The organism is Spiroplasma endosymbiont of Colias croceus (genome assembly GCF_964020095.1).
Lineage (GTDB): Bacteria > Bacillota_I > Bacilli_A > Mycoplasmatales > VBWQ01 > Spiroplasma_E.
On the sequence record NZ_OZ026536.1, the window covers coordinates 845,645 to 864,786 of the forward strand.

The 19,142-nt window shown below is 23.4% G+C and carries 21 protein-coding genes and 3 pseudogenes; 10 read left to right on the top strand and 14 right to left on the bottom strand.

The features are described from left to right. The first annotated feature begins 7 nt into the window (after positions 1-7). A complete protein-coding gene (gene rpoC, locus AACL24_RS05235; protein ID WP_339049394.1) occupies positions 8-3,760 on the top strand; it encodes a DNA-directed RNA polymerase subunit beta' in 3,753 nt (1,250 codons plus the stop codon). 73 nt (positions 3,761-3,833) lie between these two features. On the opposite strand, the gene AACL24_RS05240 is transcribed toward rpoC, so the two are convergent. The 5 genes from AACL24_RS05240 to AACL24_RS05260 form a co-directional block, all read right to left on the bottom strand. After that, on the bottom strand, positions 3,834-5,402 hold the full coding sequence (locus AACL24_RS05240; RefSeq protein ID WP_339049107.1) for a TIR domain-containing protein: 1,569 nt from the start codon (positions 5,400-5,402) through the stop codon (positions 3,834-3,836). A 150-nt stretch (positions 5,403-5,552) separates the two neighbouring features. Beyond that, on the bottom strand, positions 5,553-6,182 hold the full coding sequence (locus AACL24_RS05245; RefSeq protein WP_338986693.1) for a hypothetical protein: 630 nt from the start codon (positions 6,180-6,182) through the stop codon (positions 5,553-5,555). A gap of 408 nt (positions 6,183-6,590) precedes the next feature. Further along, positions 6,591-7,283, bottom strand: a complete 693-nt coding sequence (locus tag AACL24_RS05250) for a hypothetical protein (RefSeq protein WP_339049108.1) — start codon at positions 7,281-7,283, stop codon at positions 6,591-6,593. Between the two features lie 263 nt (positions 7,284-7,546). Further along, entirely contained in the window at positions 7,547-7,954 is a 408-nt protein-coding gene (locus AACL24_RS05255) for a transposase family protein (protein ID WP_339045908.1), read from the bottom strand. Positions 7,955-7,977: 23 nt separating this feature from the next. After that, entirely contained in the window at positions 7,978-8,400 is a 423-nt protein-coding gene (locus AACL24_RS05260) for a transposase family protein (protein WP_339045912.1), read from the bottom strand. A 220-nt stretch (positions 8,401-8,620) separates the two neighbouring features. Between AACL24_RS05260 and AACL24_RS05265 the strand changes: the two genes are divergently transcribed. After that, complete coding sequence (locus tag AACL24_RS05265) at positions 8,621-9,016, top strand: hypothetical protein (protein ID WP_339049109.1); 396 nt, start codon at positions 8,621-8,623, stop codon at positions 9,014-9,016. A gap of 227 nt (positions 9,017-9,243) precedes the next feature. Here the strand turns inward: AACL24_RS05265 and AACL24_RS05270 are convergent, their stop codons facing one another. From AACL24_RS05270 to AACL24_RS05275, 3 genes are all read right to left on the bottom strand, one after another. Further along, positions 9,244-9,519, bottom strand: a complete 276-nt coding sequence (locus tag AACL24_RS05270; protein WP_339049110.1) for a hypothetical protein — start codon at positions 9,517-9,519, stop codon at positions 9,244-9,246. 12 nt (positions 9,520-9,531) lie between these two features. After that, positions 9,532-9,657 (bottom strand): IS3 family transposase, encoded by a 126-nt coding sequence (locus AACL24_RS15510; protein WP_422398066.1) that lies wholly within the window; start codon positions 9,655-9,657, stop codon positions 9,532-9,534. 148 nt (positions 9,658-9,805) lie between these two features. Beyond that, a protein-coding gene (locus tag AACL24_RS05275; protein WP_339049111.1) for an IS5 family transposase occupies positions 9,806-10,635 on the bottom strand; the annotation gives its coding sequence in 2 pieces (ribosomal slippage) (positions 9,806-10,239 and positions 10,239-10,635; 831 coding nt in all). Positions 10,636-11,173: 538 nt separating this feature from the next. Between AACL24_RS05275 and AACL24_RS05280 the strand changes: the two genes are divergently transcribed. Further along, complete coding sequence (locus AACL24_RS05280; protein WP_339049112.1) at positions 11,174-11,578, top strand: hypothetical protein; 405 nt, start codon at positions 11,174-11,176, stop codon at positions 11,576-11,578. Between the two features lie 215 nt (positions 11,579-11,793). Here AACL24_RS05280 and AACL24_RS05285 read toward each other — a convergent pair. Continuing rightward, positions 11,794-12,079, bottom strand: a pseudogene (locus AACL24_RS05285) (DDE-type integrase/transposase/recombinase); the annotation flags it as partial. 162 nt (positions 12,080-12,241) lie between these two features. Between AACL24_RS05285 and thyA the strand changes: the two are divergent. From thyA to AACL24_RS05300, 3 genes are read left to right on the top strand one after another with little or no spacing between them, the layout of a single operon-like run. Further along, positions 12,242-13,111: a thymidylate synthase gene (gene thyA, locus AACL24_RS05290; RefSeq protein WP_252320867.1), complete on the top strand. Its 870-nt coding sequence runs from the start codon at positions 12,242-12,244 to the stop codon at positions 13,109-13,111. Further along, on the top strand, positions 13,111-13,602 hold the full coding sequence (locus AACL24_RS05295) for a dihydrofolate reductase (protein WP_252320865.1): 492 nt from the start codon (positions 13,111-13,113) through the stop codon (positions 13,600-13,602). Before thyA ends, AACL24_RS05295 begins: the two co-directional genes overlap by 1 nt. Positions 13,603-13,604: 2 nt before the next feature. Beyond that, positions 13,605-14,342 (top strand): lysophospholipid acyltransferase family protein, encoded by a 738-nt coding sequence (locus AACL24_RS05300; protein ID WP_339049113.1) that lies wholly within the window; start codon positions 13,605-13,607, stop codon positions 14,340-14,342. 44 nt (positions 14,343-14,386) lie between these two features. Here the strand turns inward: AACL24_RS05300 and AACL24_RS05305 are convergent, their stop codons facing one another. After that, positions 14,387-15,100: a sulfite exporter TauE/SafE family protein gene (locus AACL24_RS05305; RefSeq protein ID WP_339049114.1), complete on the bottom strand. Its 714-nt coding sequence runs from the start codon at positions 15,098-15,100 to the stop codon at positions 14,387-14,389. A gap of 91 nt (positions 15,101-15,191) precedes the next feature. Between AACL24_RS05305 and AACL24_RS05310 the strand changes: the two are divergent. Further along, positions 15,192-16,311 (top strand): annotated as a pseudogene (locus tag AACL24_RS05310) (IS3 family transposase). 2 nt (positions 16,312-16,313) lie between these two features. Here the strand turns inward: AACL24_RS05310 and AACL24_RS05315 are convergent. Next, on the bottom strand, positions 16,314-16,520 hold the full coding sequence (locus AACL24_RS05315; RefSeq protein ID WP_339049115.1) for a hypothetical protein: 207 nt from the start codon (positions 16,518-16,520) through the stop codon (positions 16,314-16,316). Continuing rightward, entirely contained in the window at positions 16,513-16,713 is a 201-nt protein-coding gene (locus tag AACL24_RS05320) for a hypothetical protein (RefSeq protein WP_339049116.1), read from the bottom strand. The genes AACL24_RS05315 and AACL24_RS05320 overlap by 8 nt, the downstream gene beginning before the upstream one ends. A 67-nt stretch (positions 16,714-16,780) precedes the next feature. On the opposite strand from AACL24_RS05320, the gene AACL24_RS05325 reads away from it, so the two are divergent. Together AACL24_RS05325 and AACL24_RS05330 are read left to right on the top strand one after the other, a co-directional pair. Beyond that, positions 16,781-17,218: a transposase family protein gene (locus AACL24_RS05325; protein ID WP_339049117.1), complete on the top strand. Its 438-nt coding sequence runs from the start codon at positions 16,781-16,783 to the stop codon at positions 17,216-17,218. Between the two features lie 7 nt (positions 17,219-17,225). Beyond that, positions 17,226-17,633 (top strand): transposase family protein, encoded by a 408-nt coding sequence (locus AACL24_RS05330; RefSeq protein ID WP_339049118.1) that lies wholly within the window; start codon positions 17,226-17,228, stop codon positions 17,631-17,633. Positions 17,634-17,889: 256 nt separating this feature from the next. Here the strand turns inward: AACL24_RS05330 and AACL24_RS05335 are convergent, their stop codons facing one another. After that, positions 17,890-18,024 (bottom strand): hypothetical protein, encoded by a 135-nt coding sequence (locus AACL24_RS05335; RefSeq protein ID WP_339048030.1) that lies wholly within the window; start codon positions 18,022-18,024, stop codon positions 17,890-17,892. A 17-nt stretch (positions 18,025-18,041) separates the two neighbouring features. Beyond that, positions 18,042-18,239 carry a hypothetical protein gene (locus AACL24_RS05340; RefSeq protein ID WP_252320513.1) on the bottom strand — a complete coding sequence of 66 codons (198 nt, stop codon included), beginning with the start codon at positions 18,237-18,239 and terminating at the stop codon, positions 18,042-18,044. 373 nt (positions 18,240-18,612) lie between these two features. Here AACL24_RS05340 and AACL24_RS05345 point away from each other — a divergent pair. Then, positions 18,613-19,140 (top strand): annotated as a pseudogene (locus AACL24_RS05345) (IS256 family transposase); the annotation flags it as partial. Between the last annotated feature and the right edge of the window lie 2 nt (positions 19,141-19,142).

Consider the following 19,142-nt stretch of genomic DNA (forward strand, 5'->3'; position numbering starts at 1 on the left):
TATGCAAATGCAAAAAAATTCAAAACATTATACTGCCCTTAAAATTTCTCTTGCTTCTCCCGATCAAATTCGCTCATGATCACATGGAGAAATTACAAAGCCAGAAACAATTAATTATAAGTCATTAAAACCTGAAAAAGATGGATTATTTGATGCACGAATATTTGGACCAACTAAAAATTATGAATGTACTTGTGGTAAATATAAGAAAATAAAAAATAAAGGTAAAGTTTGTGAACGTTGTTTAGTAGAAATTACTGAAGCAATTGTTCGACGTGAACGTTTAGGACACATTGAGTTAGAAGAGCCAGTAACTCATATTTGAATGTTAAAGGCTTCTCCTTCAAGAATTGCGTTAGCATTAGATATGAAAGCTAAAGATTTAGAAGAAGTAGCATATTTTGTTTCTTATATTGTTTTAGATCCAGGGACTGCTAAAGGTTTAAAACAAAAAATGATTATGGATTTAGGTAATGCTAAATCTTCAACTGATACTCGTAATCGTTTACGTAAAGTATTTGCACAAATTTTAGAACAATTAGAACCTTCTTCTTTTGCTTATACTCGTGCTCAAATGTTAACTGATACTTTAGCAGATACTTCACGTCCATTTTCAATGGATGAATGTGCTCAATTTATTACTAAACATACTGGAACAAAATTTGGAATTGGTGCTTCAGCTATTGAGTATTTATTAAAAAATATTAATTTAGAAAAAGAATTTCTTGCCATTAAAAAACAATTGACAAACAAGAAATCACAAACTGATCGTAGAAAACTAGAACGTCGTTTAGATGTTATTGATTCATTTGCTAAATCAGGAAATAAACCAGAATGAATGGTATTACACGCTATTCCGGTGATTCCACCTGATATTCGTCCAATTATTCAGTTAGATGGTGGTCGTTTTACAACATCAGAAATTAATGATTTATATCGAAGAATTATTATTCGTAATGAACGCTTAAAAAAAGTAAAGCAAATGGGAGCACCAATCTTAATTATTAATAATGAAAAAAGAATGTTGCAAGAATCAGTTGATGCTTTATTTGATAATGAACGTAAAGCACGTCCAGTAACAGGAAGAGATAAACGTCCATTAAAATCTTTAACTTCAACATTAAAAGGAAAACAAGGACGTTTCCGTCAAAACTTATTAGGTAAGCGTGTTGATTATTCAGGTCGAAGTGTTATTGCTGTTGGTCCGGAATTAAAAATGTATCAATGTGGTATTCCTCGTGATATGGCAATTATTTTGTTCAAACCTTTTGTTGTGCAAAGATTAGTTCATCAAGAATTAGCTTTAAATATTAAAATTGCTGAAAAATTAATTGAAATTCAAGATGAACGAATTTGAGATGTTTTAGAAGAAGTAATTAAAGATCGTCCTGTCTTATTAAACCGTGCTCCAACTTTACACCGTTTAGGAATTCAAGCATTTGAACCAATTCTAGTTAAAGGGAAAGCTATTCGTTTACACCCACTAGTAACTCCTGCTTTTAATGCTGACTTTGATGGTGACCAAATGGCTGTTCACGTGCCAATTACTCAAGAAGCAGTAGCTGAAGCAAGAAGTTTAATGTTAGGTTCAAAAAATATTTTAAGTCCTAAAGATGGTAAACCAATTGTTACGCCAACTCAAGATATGGTTCTTGGTAATTATTATTTAACTATTGAAAAATTAGATGAATTAGGTCAAGGTTCAATTTTTAAAGATGTTAATGAAGCAATTAAAGCTTATGATACAAAACAGGTTTCATTACATGCTATTATTGGAATTCGTGTTGCTAGTTTAGGTGCAAGTAAATTTGCTGCTACCGATCAAAATAAATTTTTAATTACTACTATTGGTAAGATTATTTTTAATCAAATGTTTTCAGAAAGAATGCCATTTATTAATCGCCCAAATATTATTAATTTAACTGAAACTCATAATGAAGATTTAGTTGCAACTGATGTTGATTTTCGTGAATTTATTAAAAAAAGAGTTATTGTTGAACCATTTAAGAAAAAAGCTTTAGCAGATATTATTCATAAATATTTTAAAACTTTTGGAACTCAATTAACTGCACAAATGTTAGATAAAATGAAAAATCTTGGTTTTAAATTTTCAACAATTTCAGGAACAACAATTTCTGCAGGCGATGTTGTATCTTATTCAGGTAAAACAAGATTATTTAAAGAAGCAGATGAATATGTTAAAACAATTAACAAGTTTTATAAACAAGGTATGTTAACTAATCGTGAGCGTCATTACCATATTATTAATAAATGAAGTGGTATTAAAAACAATATTCAAGTTGAACTAGAAACAGTTTTAAGAAAAGATATTGAAAATCCAATCTTTATGATGTGAGATTCAGGTGCTAGAACTAATATTAGTAACTTTACTCAATTAGTAGGGATGCGTGGTTTAATGAATAATCCAAAAGGAGAAGTTATTGAATTACCAATTAAATCTTCATTCCGTGAAGGATTAAATGTTTCAGAGTTCTTTATTTCTACCCATGGTGCTCGTAAAGGAATGGCAGATATGGCGCTTAAAACTTCTGACTCAGGTTATTTAACAAGAAGACTAGTTGACGTTTCACAAGATATTATTGTTACTGAAGAAGATTGTAATACCGGTAATGGCTTTATAATTAGTGACGTTGTTGACCAAAAACGTAATAATATTATTGTGCCGTTACGTGACCGTTTATTTGGACGTTTTGTTCAAGGTGATGTTGTGGATAGTAAAAATAATGTAATTGTTGCAAATAATGAATTAATTACTGAAAAATTAGTAGAAACAATATTAGAGGCAAAAATTACAAAAATAAATATTCGTTCAGTTTTAACTTGTGAAGCAAGTTATGGTGTTTGTCAAAAATGTTATGGTATTAATTTAACAACAGGTTCTATTGTTGCTATTGGCGAAGCAGTTGGAATTATTGCGGCGCAATCAATTGGTGAACCAGGAACTCAACTAACGATGAGAACTTTCCATACTGGAGGAGTTGCTGGTGGTAGTGATATTACCCAAGGATTACCAAGAATTAAAGAATTATTAGATATTACTAATCCCAAAGGTGCTGTTGCTATTATTAGTGAATTTGATGGTAAAGTAACAGATATTCGTGAAGAGCAAGGAATTTATACAATTACTGTAAAGTCAAAACTTGACTATAAAGAATACAAAACTCAATATAATGCGCAGGTAAGAATTAAAATTGGTGATAATGTTAAGATTGGCCAAAAACTAACTGAAGGTGCAATTAATATTACACAATTACTAGAAGTAGCAGGAATCATTGAAGTTCAACAATATATTTTAAAAGAAGTACAACGTGTTTATCGTTTACAAGGAATTGAAATTTCTGATAAGTATATTGAAATTATTGTAAAACAAATGTTGAATCGTATTTTTGTAGTTGAAGGTAATGATTCACCATTATTGCCTGGAGCGATTGTTGATATCAAAGAATTTAAGAATGTTAATGCCAAAATTATTGTTGCTGGTAAAAAACCTGCTTTTGGTCATCCAATTATTTTAGGGATTAAAAAAGCACCATTAGAATCAGAATCATTCTTGGCTGCTGCTTCTTTCCAAGATACAACAAGAGTATTAACTAATGCTGTTATTAAGTCAAAACAAGATAATTTACGTGGTTTAAAGGAAAATGTTATTTTAGGAAACTTGATACCGGCCGGTACTGGTTTAATGCCAACTGAGAAGTTAATAGGTATGGGTAATTCTTCACTTGAAGAAGAATACTAAATTAAATATTTAAAAAGTGAGAATAAAATTCTCACTTTTTAAATATTTAATTTAATTTTACTAGTTGTATGTTTTAAAGATACGATAAATATATTTCTGGACATTCTTGTGTATAATTAATTTTACCAGAATTTATAAATTTTTTTGTTTTTTTATTAAACTCTTGCATTGTTTTTTCAGATTTTTCTTTTGCTTCACATTCTTCTGAATTATCTTTTTTATGGAGATGTATTCTTTTAAAATTTTCGTCTTTCAGTATACTTATTTCTTGTCGTTCACTACCAATTCCACTATCTTTACTATTATGTTTTAAAGATAATTTTCTTAAAAGATTACTTTTATTATCATCTTTAGTAAAGTCCATTGTAATTTCTTGTAGTAATTGATTATTAATTTCACTATCTTGACTTGAAGTTAATATTACATTATTTATTTTTTCTTCTGATTTAGAAGCTACTACACTATCACTATCATCATCTTTGTTAAAATCATTATCTTTATTTGAAGTTAATTTTGCATTATCTATTTTTTCCTCTGATTTAGAAGCTACTACACTATCACTATCATCATCTTCGTTAAAACCACTATCTTGACTTGAAGTTAATTTTGCATTATCTATTTTTTCCTCTGATTTAGAAGCTACTACACTATCACTATCATCATCTTCGTTAAAACCACTATCTTGACTTGAAGTTAATTTTGCATTATCTATTTTTTCCTCTGATTTAGAAGCTACTACACTATCACTATCATCATCTTCGTTAAAACCACTATCTTGACTTGAAGTTAATTTTGCATTATCTATTTCTTTTTTTTCATTAAAAACAGTATCTTTAGTAAAGTCCGTTGTAGTTTCTTGTTGTTGTAATTGATTGCTAACTTCAAATCAAGATAGTGAAGTTAATTTTGCATTATCTATTTCTTCGTCTGATTCAGAAAGTATTTCAATATCACTATCTTCTTCTTTAAAACCATTATCTTTATTTGAAGATAATATTGCATTATCTATTTCTTTTTTTTCATTAAAAACAGTATCTTTAGTATTATCTTTTAAAACAGTTGGTTTTAAAAAACTAGGGCTGATAACATTTTGATAAAACATTTCTTCTTTTTTATGATTAGATTGAACTTTATCAAGTAAATTTTTAAGAATTATTATATCTGAAAAGATTTCATCATAAGTAGCAATAATTGCATGTTTATTTATTACGGTTTCATATATTCTTTGACCAGCATTTTCTTGGGTGATTAAAGAAGAATAATCACAAGTGTTATTAAAATTACAATTTGTTTTTGCTTTTTTAATAAAATCAGCAGTTAAAAGTATTATAAAACTATTTATCTTCTTTCTTCTATTTAAACTTCCATATTTATTTAATGAAGCTTCAATTTCTCAGTCAATATGTTGTCTACATTTTGTATGTATTCCTAGAATAAGAATAGTAATAGTTGTATCTTTTAAATGATTTTCTCTAATAGTTTTAGCGATTTTATTATTTGATCATGTGGTATCAATATCCCCTATTTCTACAGACATGTCTTTTATATTTAAATAATTAGCATACTTTTTAATTAACTCTGCTAATTGGTTTTTTTCTTCTTGTTCTCTTAGATGATGATATGAAATAAAAATTTTTCTCACTGTTTAACTCCTTTTTTTTAACATTATTAAAAATTATGTTTTATAATTTTTTTGATTATAAAACATAAGTCTTAATAGGTAATTTTAAAGATATTGTTTTAAAAATTTAAATTTGTTTTTTACTTATATTTTATTTAAACATTTAATATTTTAATCTGTGTAGTTTAATAATTTTTTGATTTGTTCATTAGTTGCAGTTGAAAGTGAAAGTATTGAAATAAAATATAAGTATTTGTTTTCTATTAAATCTTTTCTAACTTTATCAATTTGTTTTCAAAAATCTTCGATTTCTTTTTTGCTTAAATTTTCATCATTAATGATGAAATTACCATTAGTGTCTATTTTTGTTAGTGATCTACTAGCAATTAAGATTGGTCTGATTTTTAAATTAATAATTTTAAAAATTACATCTGTTACTAAGTTATTGTTATCGGAAGTTAATAATATTTGTTTACTTTCATCAAAAGTATTTTTAATACTTTTAATTGCTTCAGAAACTCTTCCTTCGGATTTATTTACTAATATTGAACTTGTCAAAATTATAAAAAAATTTCAGGCAATTTTTGTTGGTTTTTTATTAACTCCACTTTCTGATTTTAGAAATTTTTTAAATAAATTTATATCAACATCTCTAATAAATATTTCTTTAAAATATTTTCTTAGTTTTATTTTTAATTCTTTTTTCGTTCCTATGATTTGACTAAAATCATTTGAAGAAAGTATTCTTTTAACTTTGTTTTTTTGTTTATAATTTAATAAAAATTTTATTAGTAAAAACATTAAAAGTAATATGAAAAAAATAAGTAAAGCGATACTTGAAATATAAGCTATTCAATTAAATATTTTAGTTGTAGTCAATTTGCTTTTCCTTAGTTTTATCCATAAAATGTTAAACATAATAGTATAAAAAATACATAACTTTTATATTTATAATTTGGGGTATTAGTTTAAAAAAATAAAAAGATTTAGTATTATAATTTTTTAATTAAATAGTTACTTGTTTTCTGTTAGTTATTAATTTTATTTTAGATTCTTATTAATATTTGTTGAAAATTATTATGATATAATAATAATATTCCATTTTAATTATATACATATATAATTTAAAAAATCTATTAAAAAGCAACATAATATAAGAATTTTTTAAAAAAATTATTGTTATAATGCTTCTTTTTTATGTATTTTATACTAATTTGTGTAGTTTAATAATTTTTTGAGTTGTTCATTAGTTGCAGTTGAAAGTGAAAGTATTGAAATAAAATATAAATATTTGTTTTCTATTAAATCTTTTCTAACTTTATCAATTTGTTTTCAAAAATCTTCGATTTCTTTTTTGCTTAAATTTTCATCATTAATGATGAAATTACCATTAGTGTCTATTTTTGTTAGTGATCTACTAGCAATTAAGATTGGTCTGATTTTTAAATTCATAATTTTTAAAATTACATCTGTTACTAAGTTATTGTTATCGGAAGTTAATAATATTTGTTTACTTTCATCAAAAGTATTTTTAATACTTTTAATTGCTTCAGAAACTCTTCCTTCGGATTTATTTACTAATATTGAACTTGTCAAAATTATAAAAAAATTTCAGGCAATTTTTGTTGGTTTTTTATTAACTCCACTTTCTGATTTTAGAAATTTTTTAAATAAATTTATATCAACATCTCTAATAAATATTTCTTTAAAATATTTTCTTAGTTTTATTTTTAATTCTTTTTTCGTTCCTATGATTTGACTAAAATCATTTGAAGAAAGTATTCTTTTAACTTTGTTTTTTTGTTTATAATTTAATAAAAACATTAAAAGTAATATAAAAGAAATAAGTAAGCTAGAACCAGAAATAACACCTATTCAACTAAATACTTCATTTTGACTCAATTTAATTTTCCTTTCAAATAACATGAAATATGATATTGATATTTAATCTTAATTATACATAGGACATATTCCGTAATTAAATTTAATTAATTGTCAATAAAATTGTTTTAAAACTATTTAGTGTTATTGAATATAGAAATAAATATTTTTTGAAAAAATAGTTTAAAAAATGAGTTTACATTTTAAACAAAAAATTGTTAATAATATTTTTATATTAACTCGATAAAAATTTAAATTTTAAAAAAATATTTTTAATATTTTTTTTATTTTAATGGTTTTATTTTATTAAAAATTTCACAAAGTAAGTTAAATCTTAAGTACATAAGTCTAAATTTAGATTTTCTACATTTATTTACTAAAATTTTGAATCTTTTCAATCAAGCAAAGACATGTTCAACTTTAATTCTAATTTTAGATACAATCTTATTGTATTTTCTTTCTTGTTTAGTTAATTTTTTATTTTTAGTTCTTTTAATTGGTATTATTGTATTTTTATAAATATTTTGTATACCTTGATATCCTAAATCACCAATAATTATTGTTTTTTCTGAAAATTCAAGATTTGAATTTTTTAATATTTGAAAATCATGCACTTTACCATTATCAGCAAAAATATCAACAATTTTTTTATTAAAAAAATCATATACAATTTGAAATTTTATAGAATACATTCAACTTTTACCAGAAAAATATTCTAACTGTAGTTTTTTTTAGTTGGTCTTTCAATTTCAATCTCAGTTGAATCAATTAAATAAAATTGAAATTCATTTGAATTTTCTTGTTTTTTATCAATTTTTAATTTATATCTTTCTTTTAAAAATTGGTAATCTTTGTGGTTACTAAGTTTATTTTCTACTCAAGTAATATTTCGAAAACAACTTGATGGGCTCATTTTAGATTTAATACTCATTTGAAAAAAAGTATAATATTCTTTTCAGTATAATAAAGTCATCATTAATCTTTCTTCTACTGAAAGTTTATTTTTTCGACCTTTATTTTTTTCTAATTTTTCTATTTCAATTAATTTTTCTAACATTTCATTAAAATGAAAACGTTTTATACCAAAATATCTATAAAATTCTTCATTTTTTAATTTTTTTAAATTTTCAAAAATCATTTTTATCAACACTTTTCTAAATTTATTGTTAATAACAAAATTATAAAATAAATTTTAAAATTATTAATTGACTTTTAAAAAATTTAATTACGGAATATGTCTATAGACATAATAAAAAATAAATATTTATTAAGTGTATTTTACAAATTTTTGAATATGTGAAAGGGTCACCCCTAAGTTGCAAAAAACAATGCTTTAAGTTAGTAAGGAGACTCTTTTTATGACAAGATATAGTAAGGAACTAAAATTAAAAATAATAGAACAATATTTTGCTGGTAAATCTGCCACAACATTAAGGCAAGAAAATAAATTTAGTAGAAAGATAATTTATATTTGATTTATAGAACCTAATTTACTAAAACAATCTGATGATAGCATTAGTTTTATTTTTAATAAACCATTAGAAAAAATTGCTTTAGATATTAGTGAATTTAAAATTAATAATCAAAAATTATATTTATGAGCATTTGTTGATTTTTATTCACGAAAAATAGTATATCACCACTGATCTAAAAATCAAGAAAAATCACATCTTATAAAATCTTTAAAAAACATGTCTAAGCATGACAGATGGCTATGCTTCATATCAAAATGCAATTGTTGAAACTGTATTTAAAACTTTAAAAGTTGTTTATTTTAAAAGATAAAAATTCAAAAATATAAATGTATTTTTATTACATATGAATCATGATATTTGAAAATATAACAATACAAGATTCCATACAAAAATAAAAAATATCCCAGAAAAAGTGTTTCAATTACTTTTTCACTAGAGTGTAATTATTGCAACTTAGGGGTGATCCTTTCCCTCAAAATATCAAAAGTGGTCCAGTAAATTAGGAACTAATCACCTTTGAAAATTAAATTTATTGTTGGATAAGGTAAATTAAAATTATCCAATTCTTTTCTATCATTAAATATAAATCCATTTTTTAAATAAAAACTGTAAGCTCTAGTATTTTGTTCATTGACATCAACTTGATTTATATTAAATTCTTTAATTAATTTTTTTAATATTTTTGAACCAAATCTTTGATTTAAATAATTTATATCTAAAAATAAAGCTTCTAATTTTTGTTCTAAAATAATCGAAAATCCAATAACTTGGTGGAATGCCAACCTTTTTTAGGACTATTTTTTAGTAGACATTTGTTTTTGATAATTAATTGGAGTTAAGTAGTTTAGAGTGCTATGAATTCTTATGTTGTTATATCAAATGATATAATAGACTTCTTGCAAAACTATGATATTAATCACATTTTTTAAGTTTAAAAATTTATTTTAATAACACTTTTAATATTTTTTAAAAATTATTGTTCAAAATATGTTTTATTTTTTGTCATTAAAATACAACAAAAATTATTATTTCAAATAAAAAAATAAAATATTAAATTATCAAATATATTTAAATTAATAATTGTAAATTATAAATTGAAGCTATTAAATTAAATCTTAATGCAAATTTTTTTCTTTTATTTCGATATTTTTCACTAATAATTATAAATTTTTTAAGAATCGCAAAAACATGTTCAATAACAACTCTCATTTTTGAAATAGCCTTATTATTTTTCTTTTCTTCTTTAGTTAAAGGGTTTTTCTTTGATTTTCGTTTAGGTAATAAGACATTTTTATGTATGTTTTGTATACCTTGATATCCTAAATCTACTAAAATAGTTGTTTCTGATAAAAATTTCGTTTTTGAATTTTTTAAAATTTTAAAATCATGATTTTTACCATAAGAAAAATAAGAACTTATAATTTTTTTACTATCTTTTTCAATTATGACTTGAGTTTTTATTGTATGTTTTTTCTTTTTTCCTGAATAATATTGTTTTTGACTTTTTTTGGGCGTTGAATAGTACTTTCAGTCACATCAATGATAACTGTTTTATCTTTAAAATTATTATTTAACAGTGATTTTTGCCCATCAAGTTGTTGAAAATCAGGATGTTTTATTAAAGTATTTTCTATTCACTTGATATTCCTATAGCAACTACTTTCACTAATTCCATAACTTTTAGCAATATGAAAATAAGTTCGATACTCTCTTCAATATTCTAAAGTCATTAATAAACGATTTTCTAATGATAATTTATTAGGTGTACCACCATTTTTAAACTTTTTTACTTCTTCTGTCTTTAAAATTTCTAGAATTTTATTAAAAATAATATCATTTATACCAGTTAATCTTAATAATTCTGGATTGTTAATAGTTTTTAATTTATCAAACATCATAGATTACCTATCTTTTTTATTTTTAATTTTATTTTAAAAATTAAATTTTTAATAGATAGGTTTTGCAAGAAGTCTAATAAGTAAAAAAGGTTATTTTAATATTCAATCAGAATTTAAATATACTTCTTTTTCTAAAAATCTTATTTCAAGAATTTTTAAAAATGTAAAAATTGAAAAATTTATACCAGAACAAAAATTTAAAGTATTAGATAATGAAAAATTAAATATATGTGCAGATGATGCTTTTATTACTTGTTGAGATGAAAATGGTTTAAAACAGCAATATTGTTGTAGAATTTTAACTTTTAATCAAGGTAAAAAAGAAATTTATTCATATAGAAATAAATTACAAAATAAAATAACTGCATTTTTATTATTTAAAAGTGGTAATGGGTTAAATCAAGAACAATTATATAATTTTACAACACAAACTATTCTTAATCATTATGATATTAAATTAAATATATTAGGTGTTCAATGAGAATATCATAATTATAATTTAGTACTTGCTGGTGATGGTGCATTATGAATTAAAGCAATGGCTACTTGATTGGGATGTTATTATATTTTAGATAAATATCATGCTTATAGTTATTTATGAAAATCTTTTGTTGGAGTTAAAGGTAAGAAAAAAGAATCTCATGATTGAACTAAATATATTGATGGTACTACTACTTTTGCAACTGGAGATTGTAATCAATTACTTAGTTTTTTAAAACCTAATGTTAATGAAAAAGTATATAATTATTTTAAAAATAATGCTCATGGTATTGTAAATCAAAATGCTTCTTGAAATATAGGTTGTAGTGCTGAAAGTGATGTATATCATTTTTTAAAATCTTTAACTAATGGAGCAAAAATATATAATTATCAAACATTAAATAATATGTTAATAGCAAAAGCCAATTATTTAAATAGTAGAAGTTATCTTAATAGTACTTAATAAGTTAAAACTTAATATTTTTTATTTCTAATTTTAAGATTAGAATTTTTGTGTTATTTAAATGTAATTTTGAAATTATATATTTTAATATTTTTAAAATATATGTTATAATTAAATTAACAAATCATAGAATTTGCAGTTATATTGTTAATGTTAATCATAATTCTAAGGGTTAATCTCATACGTCCAATCAAATAATTGTAGTTTTAATTGGATAAATGATGTAAAAATTTGTTATTAATAAATTCGGTTTTGAAAGTTTTAAAATTTGCCTTAGCAACAGCATTGTCATAAGGACAGCCTTTTTTGCTTAAAGAGCGGGTAATGTTGAATGCTAGTAAAAGTTTATTAATAGTTTTATTATTAAACTCATTACCGCGATCAGTATGAAATATTTGAATATCTTTTAAACAGCGATTTGATTGCATAAATGCTTTATGTACCAATGATGCATCTTTTTAGTACCTACACTATATCTCCAATAATTTCACGGTTAAATAGGAAAGGGTTGCCCCTAAGTTGCAAAAAACAATGTTTTAACTTAGTAAGGAGACTCTTTTTATGACAAGATATAGTAAGGAACTAAAATTAAAACTTAGATAAAAAAATATTTTTTGTTAAAATATAATTGATTTAATTTGATTTATGAAAGAGGTAATGATTATGAAACAATATTTAGATTTATGTCAATATGTTTTAGAAAAAGGATATAAAAAAGCTGATAGAACAGGCACTGGTACTGTTTCTACTTTTGGTTATCAAATGCGTTTTGATTTACAAAAAGGTTTTCCCATATTAACTACAAAAAAAGTTCATTTTGCTTCTATTGTTCATGAGTTATTATGATTTATTGCTGGTGATACTAATATTGAATATTTAGTTAAAAATAATGTTAGAATTTGAAATGAGTGACCTTATAAGAAATTTATGGAAAGTAAAAAATATCAAAATGAAACTTTAGAAGAATTTGTTGAAAAAATTAAAACTGATCATCAATTTGCTCTTGAATTTGGTGATTTAGGACCTGTTTATGGTAGACAATGACGTAATTTTAATGGTGTTGATCAATTGCAGGAGTTAATAGAAAATTTAAAAAACAATCCTTTTTCACGAAGACACATTTTATCAGCATGAAATCCTGCAGAAATTAAAAATATGGCACTACCACCATGTCATACTTTAATTCAATTTTACGTTTCTGATGATAAAAAATTATCTTGTCAATTATATCAACGTAGTGCAGATATTTTTTTAGGAGTTCCTTTTAATATTGCTTCTTATGCATTATTAACAATAATGTTAGCACAAATATGTGGCTATCAGCTAGGAGAATTTATTCATACTTTAGGTGATGCTCATATTTATAGTAATCATTTTTCACAAATTAATGAACAATTAAGTAGAAAACCAAAATCATTGCCAATTTTAGTTATTAATAAAAATATTACTAATTTATTTAATTTTAAATTTGAAGATTTTAAATTAGAACAATATGATCCATATCCGTTGATTAGAGGTCAGGTTGCAGTATAATGGTAATTTTAGTTTGAGCAATGACCAAAGAAAAGGTAATTGGTTTTAATAATAAATTGCCCTGAAAAATTAAAGAAGAAATGCAATATTTTCAGAGCATTACTTTAAATAAAAATGTATTAATGGGTTCAAAAACTTTTGAAAGTATTGGCAAACCACTAAAAAATCGTTACAATATAGTTGTTACTAATCATCAAGAACGTTATCAACAATTTCTAAATGATAATAATATTACTTTCACAAATGATATTATTTCATATTTAAAACAATATCAAGGTAATAAAAAAAGAGATATTTGTATTATTGGTGGTGCTGAAATTTATAAGCAGGCATGAGATTATGCTGATTATTTATATGTTTCAGTCATTAAAAATTTATATAATGGTGATCTTTTATTTCCTGTTAGTAATTTTTCTGATTTTAAATTAATCAAAACAACAGAATTTGCAGAATTTGTAGCGAATGTGTATCAAAGAAAGGAAAAAAAATAATAATGAACATTTGAAAAGCAATTTTAACTTGACCTTATTTATTACAAACTTATAGTAAATCAGGTTCAATGACAAGAAAGGTATTAAAAGACCCAAGTTTAGTTTCTGAAGCAAAACGATATATTTGATTGAAAAAACGTGTGCGTTATATTAAATGATTATATAATATTAAATTAACCGTTCATAACATTGAAAATTGACCAAAAAGAAAAGGTTGTGTAATGGTTGCCAATCATCAATCAAATTTTGATCCATTATTAGTATTATTGGTAAATGATTATAGTTTATATGCACCTTTAGGTTTTATTGCAAAAGAAGAATTAAAAAAAAGACATTTGGCACGAAGATTTATTTTTTTAATTGATGTTTTATTTATTGATCGTAATAATCCACGCACAGCCATTACGACTTTTCAAGAAGCAAAGGAATTAATTAGAATTCCGCGTACAATGATGATTTTTCCAGAAGGAACAAGAAGTCATCAACAAGAAATGCAAGAATTTAAAGCAGGTGCTTTTAATATGGCATATCAATCTTATGTACCAATTATTCCTGTTACTATTATTAATTCTTATCAAATTTTTGATCGAAAATATAAGGGCAAAAAAGATATTCATCTTATTTTTCATAAGGCAATTGAACCAAGTGAATTTATTAAATTATCTACTGATGTATTATCAAAGCAAGTATTTAATATTATTAAAAAAGGAATTGATGATTTTAGCAATAATAAAATTTAAGTAGTAATAATAAAAGGTTGTTAGTTAACAACCTTTTATTATGTTTAAGAGTCAATAATTAATTTCTGATGTGATTTTTGTTTTTTATAATTACGTAAATTTTTTACTGATGTAATTATTAGTGAAGAAGATGTATATCAAATTATTACGATAATTAATCATAGTATGATATTAATAAATTGTTCTTTATTTAAGCCAAGACCATTTTGTAATAATAAAAATACACTTAAGTAAGCACAAATAACACCAATTGATCCACCTAGTGTGAAAGCAATTGCTGGTTTAATTTCATAGTTTTTATCTTTAATAAAACGTGTACCAGCAACTGGCATTAAAAAAGCTGCAGATCCCATCATAATTGGAAAAGCACATTCAGCGTTAAGACCTAATAAATAAGTAGTTGCCATTGCTGGAGCATAAATACCAATGCCTAATGCCATGAAAGCACCAAGGATAAAGAATATACTAATACCAACCAAATATTTTCATCAAATATCAAGACTATTATTATTACCCGCTGTTGGCATAATTCCAATTTGTTTTTGACCTAAAAGCATGATAATTGAAACAATAAATAATAGAACACCAATAAATAATTGTGATCAACTAAGTTTAATTTTATTTGCGATAATGGCGCCTAAATAGGCACCTAATGTTGCAGCAGAAATTAATGAAACTAGTGTTGGTCATGCTACTTGAATTAAAGCAATAAAAATAATTGCTTCTAAGCAAGTAGGAATACTATGACCAACATTCATAATTCCTAAAATTTTTGGATGGGTTACAATTTATTGGACACTAATTACGTAGACAAGTAAACAAATTTGTTAAAAGAAAGGAACTATAATTATGGCCAATATTAACTCATATACCGATGAATTTAAAAAACAAATAGTAGCTTTATATCAAAGTGGCAAATCAGTATCTTGCCTTGCTAAAGAATATAATGTTACAAGAGCAGCTACTTACAATTGAATTAAGCAATTTAGTAATTCAGGAAGTTTTAAAACTAAAGATAATCGTTCTTTTGAAGAAAATGAATTAATTAAATTAAGAAAAGAATTAAAGCAATTACGAATGGAAAATGATATTTTAAAGCAAGCAGCACTAATAATAGGCAGAAAATAGAAATTATTGTCAAAAATAAAGCTAAATATAAAATTCGCACAATGTGTCGTTTTTTAAAAATATCTAAATCAACATATTATTTTAATTTAAAGAAAAAAGAAAATAAAATCAAAAATAATATTTATGATGAAGCTGTTATTAGTGCTTTTAAAGAAAATAAAGAAGTTTATGGACTAGAAGATTAAAAAAAATTCTAGAAAACCAAGAAATTTATTTATCGCGCAGAAAAATTAAAAAAATTATGAATGAATATAATTTAATATCAAAATATACTAAATTATCATTCAAAAATCATAATAACAAAGTTAACGATAGTCAAATAACTAATCTTGTTAATAGAAAATTTAAGAATAGGATTAAAAATGAAGTTATTGTTAGTGATTTAACTTATGTACAAGTTAATGGTAGGTGAAACTATATTTGCCTATTAATAGACCTATTTAACCGCGAAATTATCGGACATAGTGTTGGAGTTAAAAAAGATGCATCATTAGTACATCAAGCATTTATGCAATCAAATCGCTGTTTAAAAGATATTCAAATATTTCATAGTGATCGCGGTAATGAATTTAACAATAAAATTATTGATAAACTTTTACTAGCATTCAACATTAACCGTTCTTTAAGTAAAAAAGGTTGTCCTTATGATAATGCTGTTGCTGAAGCAACTTTTAAAACTTTTAAAACCGAATTTATTAATGATAAAAATTTTACATCATTAATCCAATTAAAATTAGAATTATTTGATTACATCAATTGATATAACAATATAAGAATTCACAGGACTTTAAACTACTTAACTCCAGTTAAATATCAACAACAAATGTTTACCAAAAAATAGTCCTAAAAAGTGTTGCCATTCCATTGTAAATATAATTCATTAAGTTTATGAACTCATTTACCACGAACTGAAGCATTTTTTAATACTTCTGCTGAGATATGACTATATCCAAAACCTAAATAATTATCAATAATTCTAGAAACTGAAATTAATTCTTTATCTTCTAAAAAATATTGATGTGTTTCTTTTTTAAATATTAATTTAGGCATATTCATCACATTTTGCTTCTAAAAAAGCATATCATCCTTCAATAATTTTTAATGCATAATCAATATCTTTTTTTTCTTTAATAATATGTTCTAATAATTTTAACATTCCATAATTTATTAAATCATCTGAGATATTTTTTTCTTTACATTCTTTATATAGACATATTCCGTAATTAAATTTTTTAAAAGTCAATTAATAATTTTAAAATTTATTTTATAATTTTGTTATTAACAATAAATTTAGAAAAGTGTTGATAAAAATGATTTTTGAAAATTTAAAAAAATTAAAAAATGAAGAATTTTATAGATATTTTGGTATAAAACGTTTTCATTTTAATGAAATGTTAGAAAAATTAATTGAAATAGAAAAATTAGAAAAAAATAAAGGTCGAAAAAATAAACTTTCAGTAGAAGAAAGATTAATGATGACTTTATTATACTGAAAAGAATATTATACTTTTTTTCAAATGAGTATTAAATCTAAAATGAGCCCATCAAGTTGTTTTCGAAATATTACTTGAGTAGAAAATAAACTTAGTAACCACAAAGATTACCAATTTTTAAAAGAAAGAGATAAATTAAAAATTGATAAAAAACAAGAAAATTCAAATGAATTTCAATTTTATTTAATTGATTCAACTGAGATTGAAATTGAAAGACCAACTAAAAAAACTACAGTTAGAATATTTTTCTGGTAAAAGTTGAATGTATTCTATAAAATTTCAAATTGTATATGATTTTTTTAATAAAAAAATTGTTGATATTTTTGCTGATAATGGTAAAGTGCATGATTTTCAAATATTAAAAAATTCAAATCTTGAATTTTCAGAAAAAACAATAATTATTGGTGATTTAGGATATCAAGGTATACAAAATATTTATAAAAATACAATAATACCAATTAAAAGAACTAAAAATAAAAAATTAACTAAACAAGAAAGAAAATACAATAAGATTGTATCTAAAATTAGAATTAAAGTTGAACATGTCTTTGCTTGATTGAAAAAATTCAAAATTTTAGTAAATAAATGTAGAAAATCTAAATTTAGACTTATGTACTTAAGATTTAACTTACTTTGTGAAATTTTTAATAAAATAAAACCATTAAAATAAAAAAAATATTAAAAATATTTTTTTAAAATTTAAATTTTTATCGAGTTAATATAAAAATATTATTAACAATTTTTTGTTTAAAATGTAAACTCATTTTTTAAACTATTTTTTCAAAAAATATTTATTTCTATATTCAATAACACTAAATAGTTTTAAAACAATTTTATTGACAATTAATTAAATTTAATTACGGAATATGTCCTATCTATCTCTATAAAAACTATTAACAAATTTAAAACCATCATATTCTTTACCATTAATTTTCATATTTATAACTTTCCTTTCTACCTATTAATATTCAAAAACATTTATTACATAATCTATTACCAAAAGAAGATTGTTTTCTACATTTATCACAAGAACCAACCATTCTATATTCTCTATATTCCATAAATATTTTTCCTTTCATTAATTAAGTTTTTGATTTGTATATTCCATATCTAATTCCATTACTAATATTTCATAATGTGTAATAAAAGCATTTTCTAATAAATGATGTTTATAATTTCTATGAAAATTATTAGCATCTTTAAATGTAGAAAAAACTTTATATTTTGTTTCATCTGTATAATTAACTTGATATTTTATTAAATAAACGTATGCCATATTTATTTTTCTCCTTTATTTTATTTATTGTGTTATGATATTGTTAATGAGGTATGTATTTATATATAAAACCCCCTATTTTTTTAAATAATACAAATGTAATTATTAATTAGATTAATGGGTTCTTTACTGAGCCATTATAAGGCTATTCAAATTAATCTATAATTACATTAAGCGATATACTGTTACTTTCTAATTTGCTTAACATTAGAATCCTTTTATACTGATAGAAGAATAGGTCTATAACCAACAGTAATTTATTTTTCTTCCGACAGGGTATTAAGTTTTAATCTTTTAACAAAAAAAGAACGATAGTTATATCGTTCTTTGTTATCCAATTATGAATCTAAGGGTTAATGTGATGCGCCCATTCTTTATTGCCTGCAGTGATAATTTAACAGGCATGTCAGAAGCAATACAATCAGTTTATCTTAAAACAGAACATCAATTATGCATAGTTCATCAAATTAGAAATAGTTTGAAATATGTCTCATATAAGCATAGAAAATTTCTAGTTGCAGATTTAAAACCAATTTATACTGCATGTAGTGAAGAACAAGCAATGCAGGCTTTAGAATCCTTTGAAAATAAGTGAAATAAACAATATCCTCAAATTGCTAAATCTTGATATAAAAATTGAGATAATTTAATGGTTTTTATTAGTTATCCTACAGAAATCAAAAGAGTGATTTATACAACAAATGCTATTGAATCTGTAAATAGTCAATTACGAAAAGTTATCAGAAATAAAAAAGTTTTTCCTAATGATATGGCAGTTTTTAAAATATTTTATTTAGCAATTGAAAATATAACAAAAAAATGAACAATGCCCATTCAAAATTGAAATACAGCAATTGCTCATTTTATGATAAAATTTGAAGATAGAATTAATCTAAACTAGTA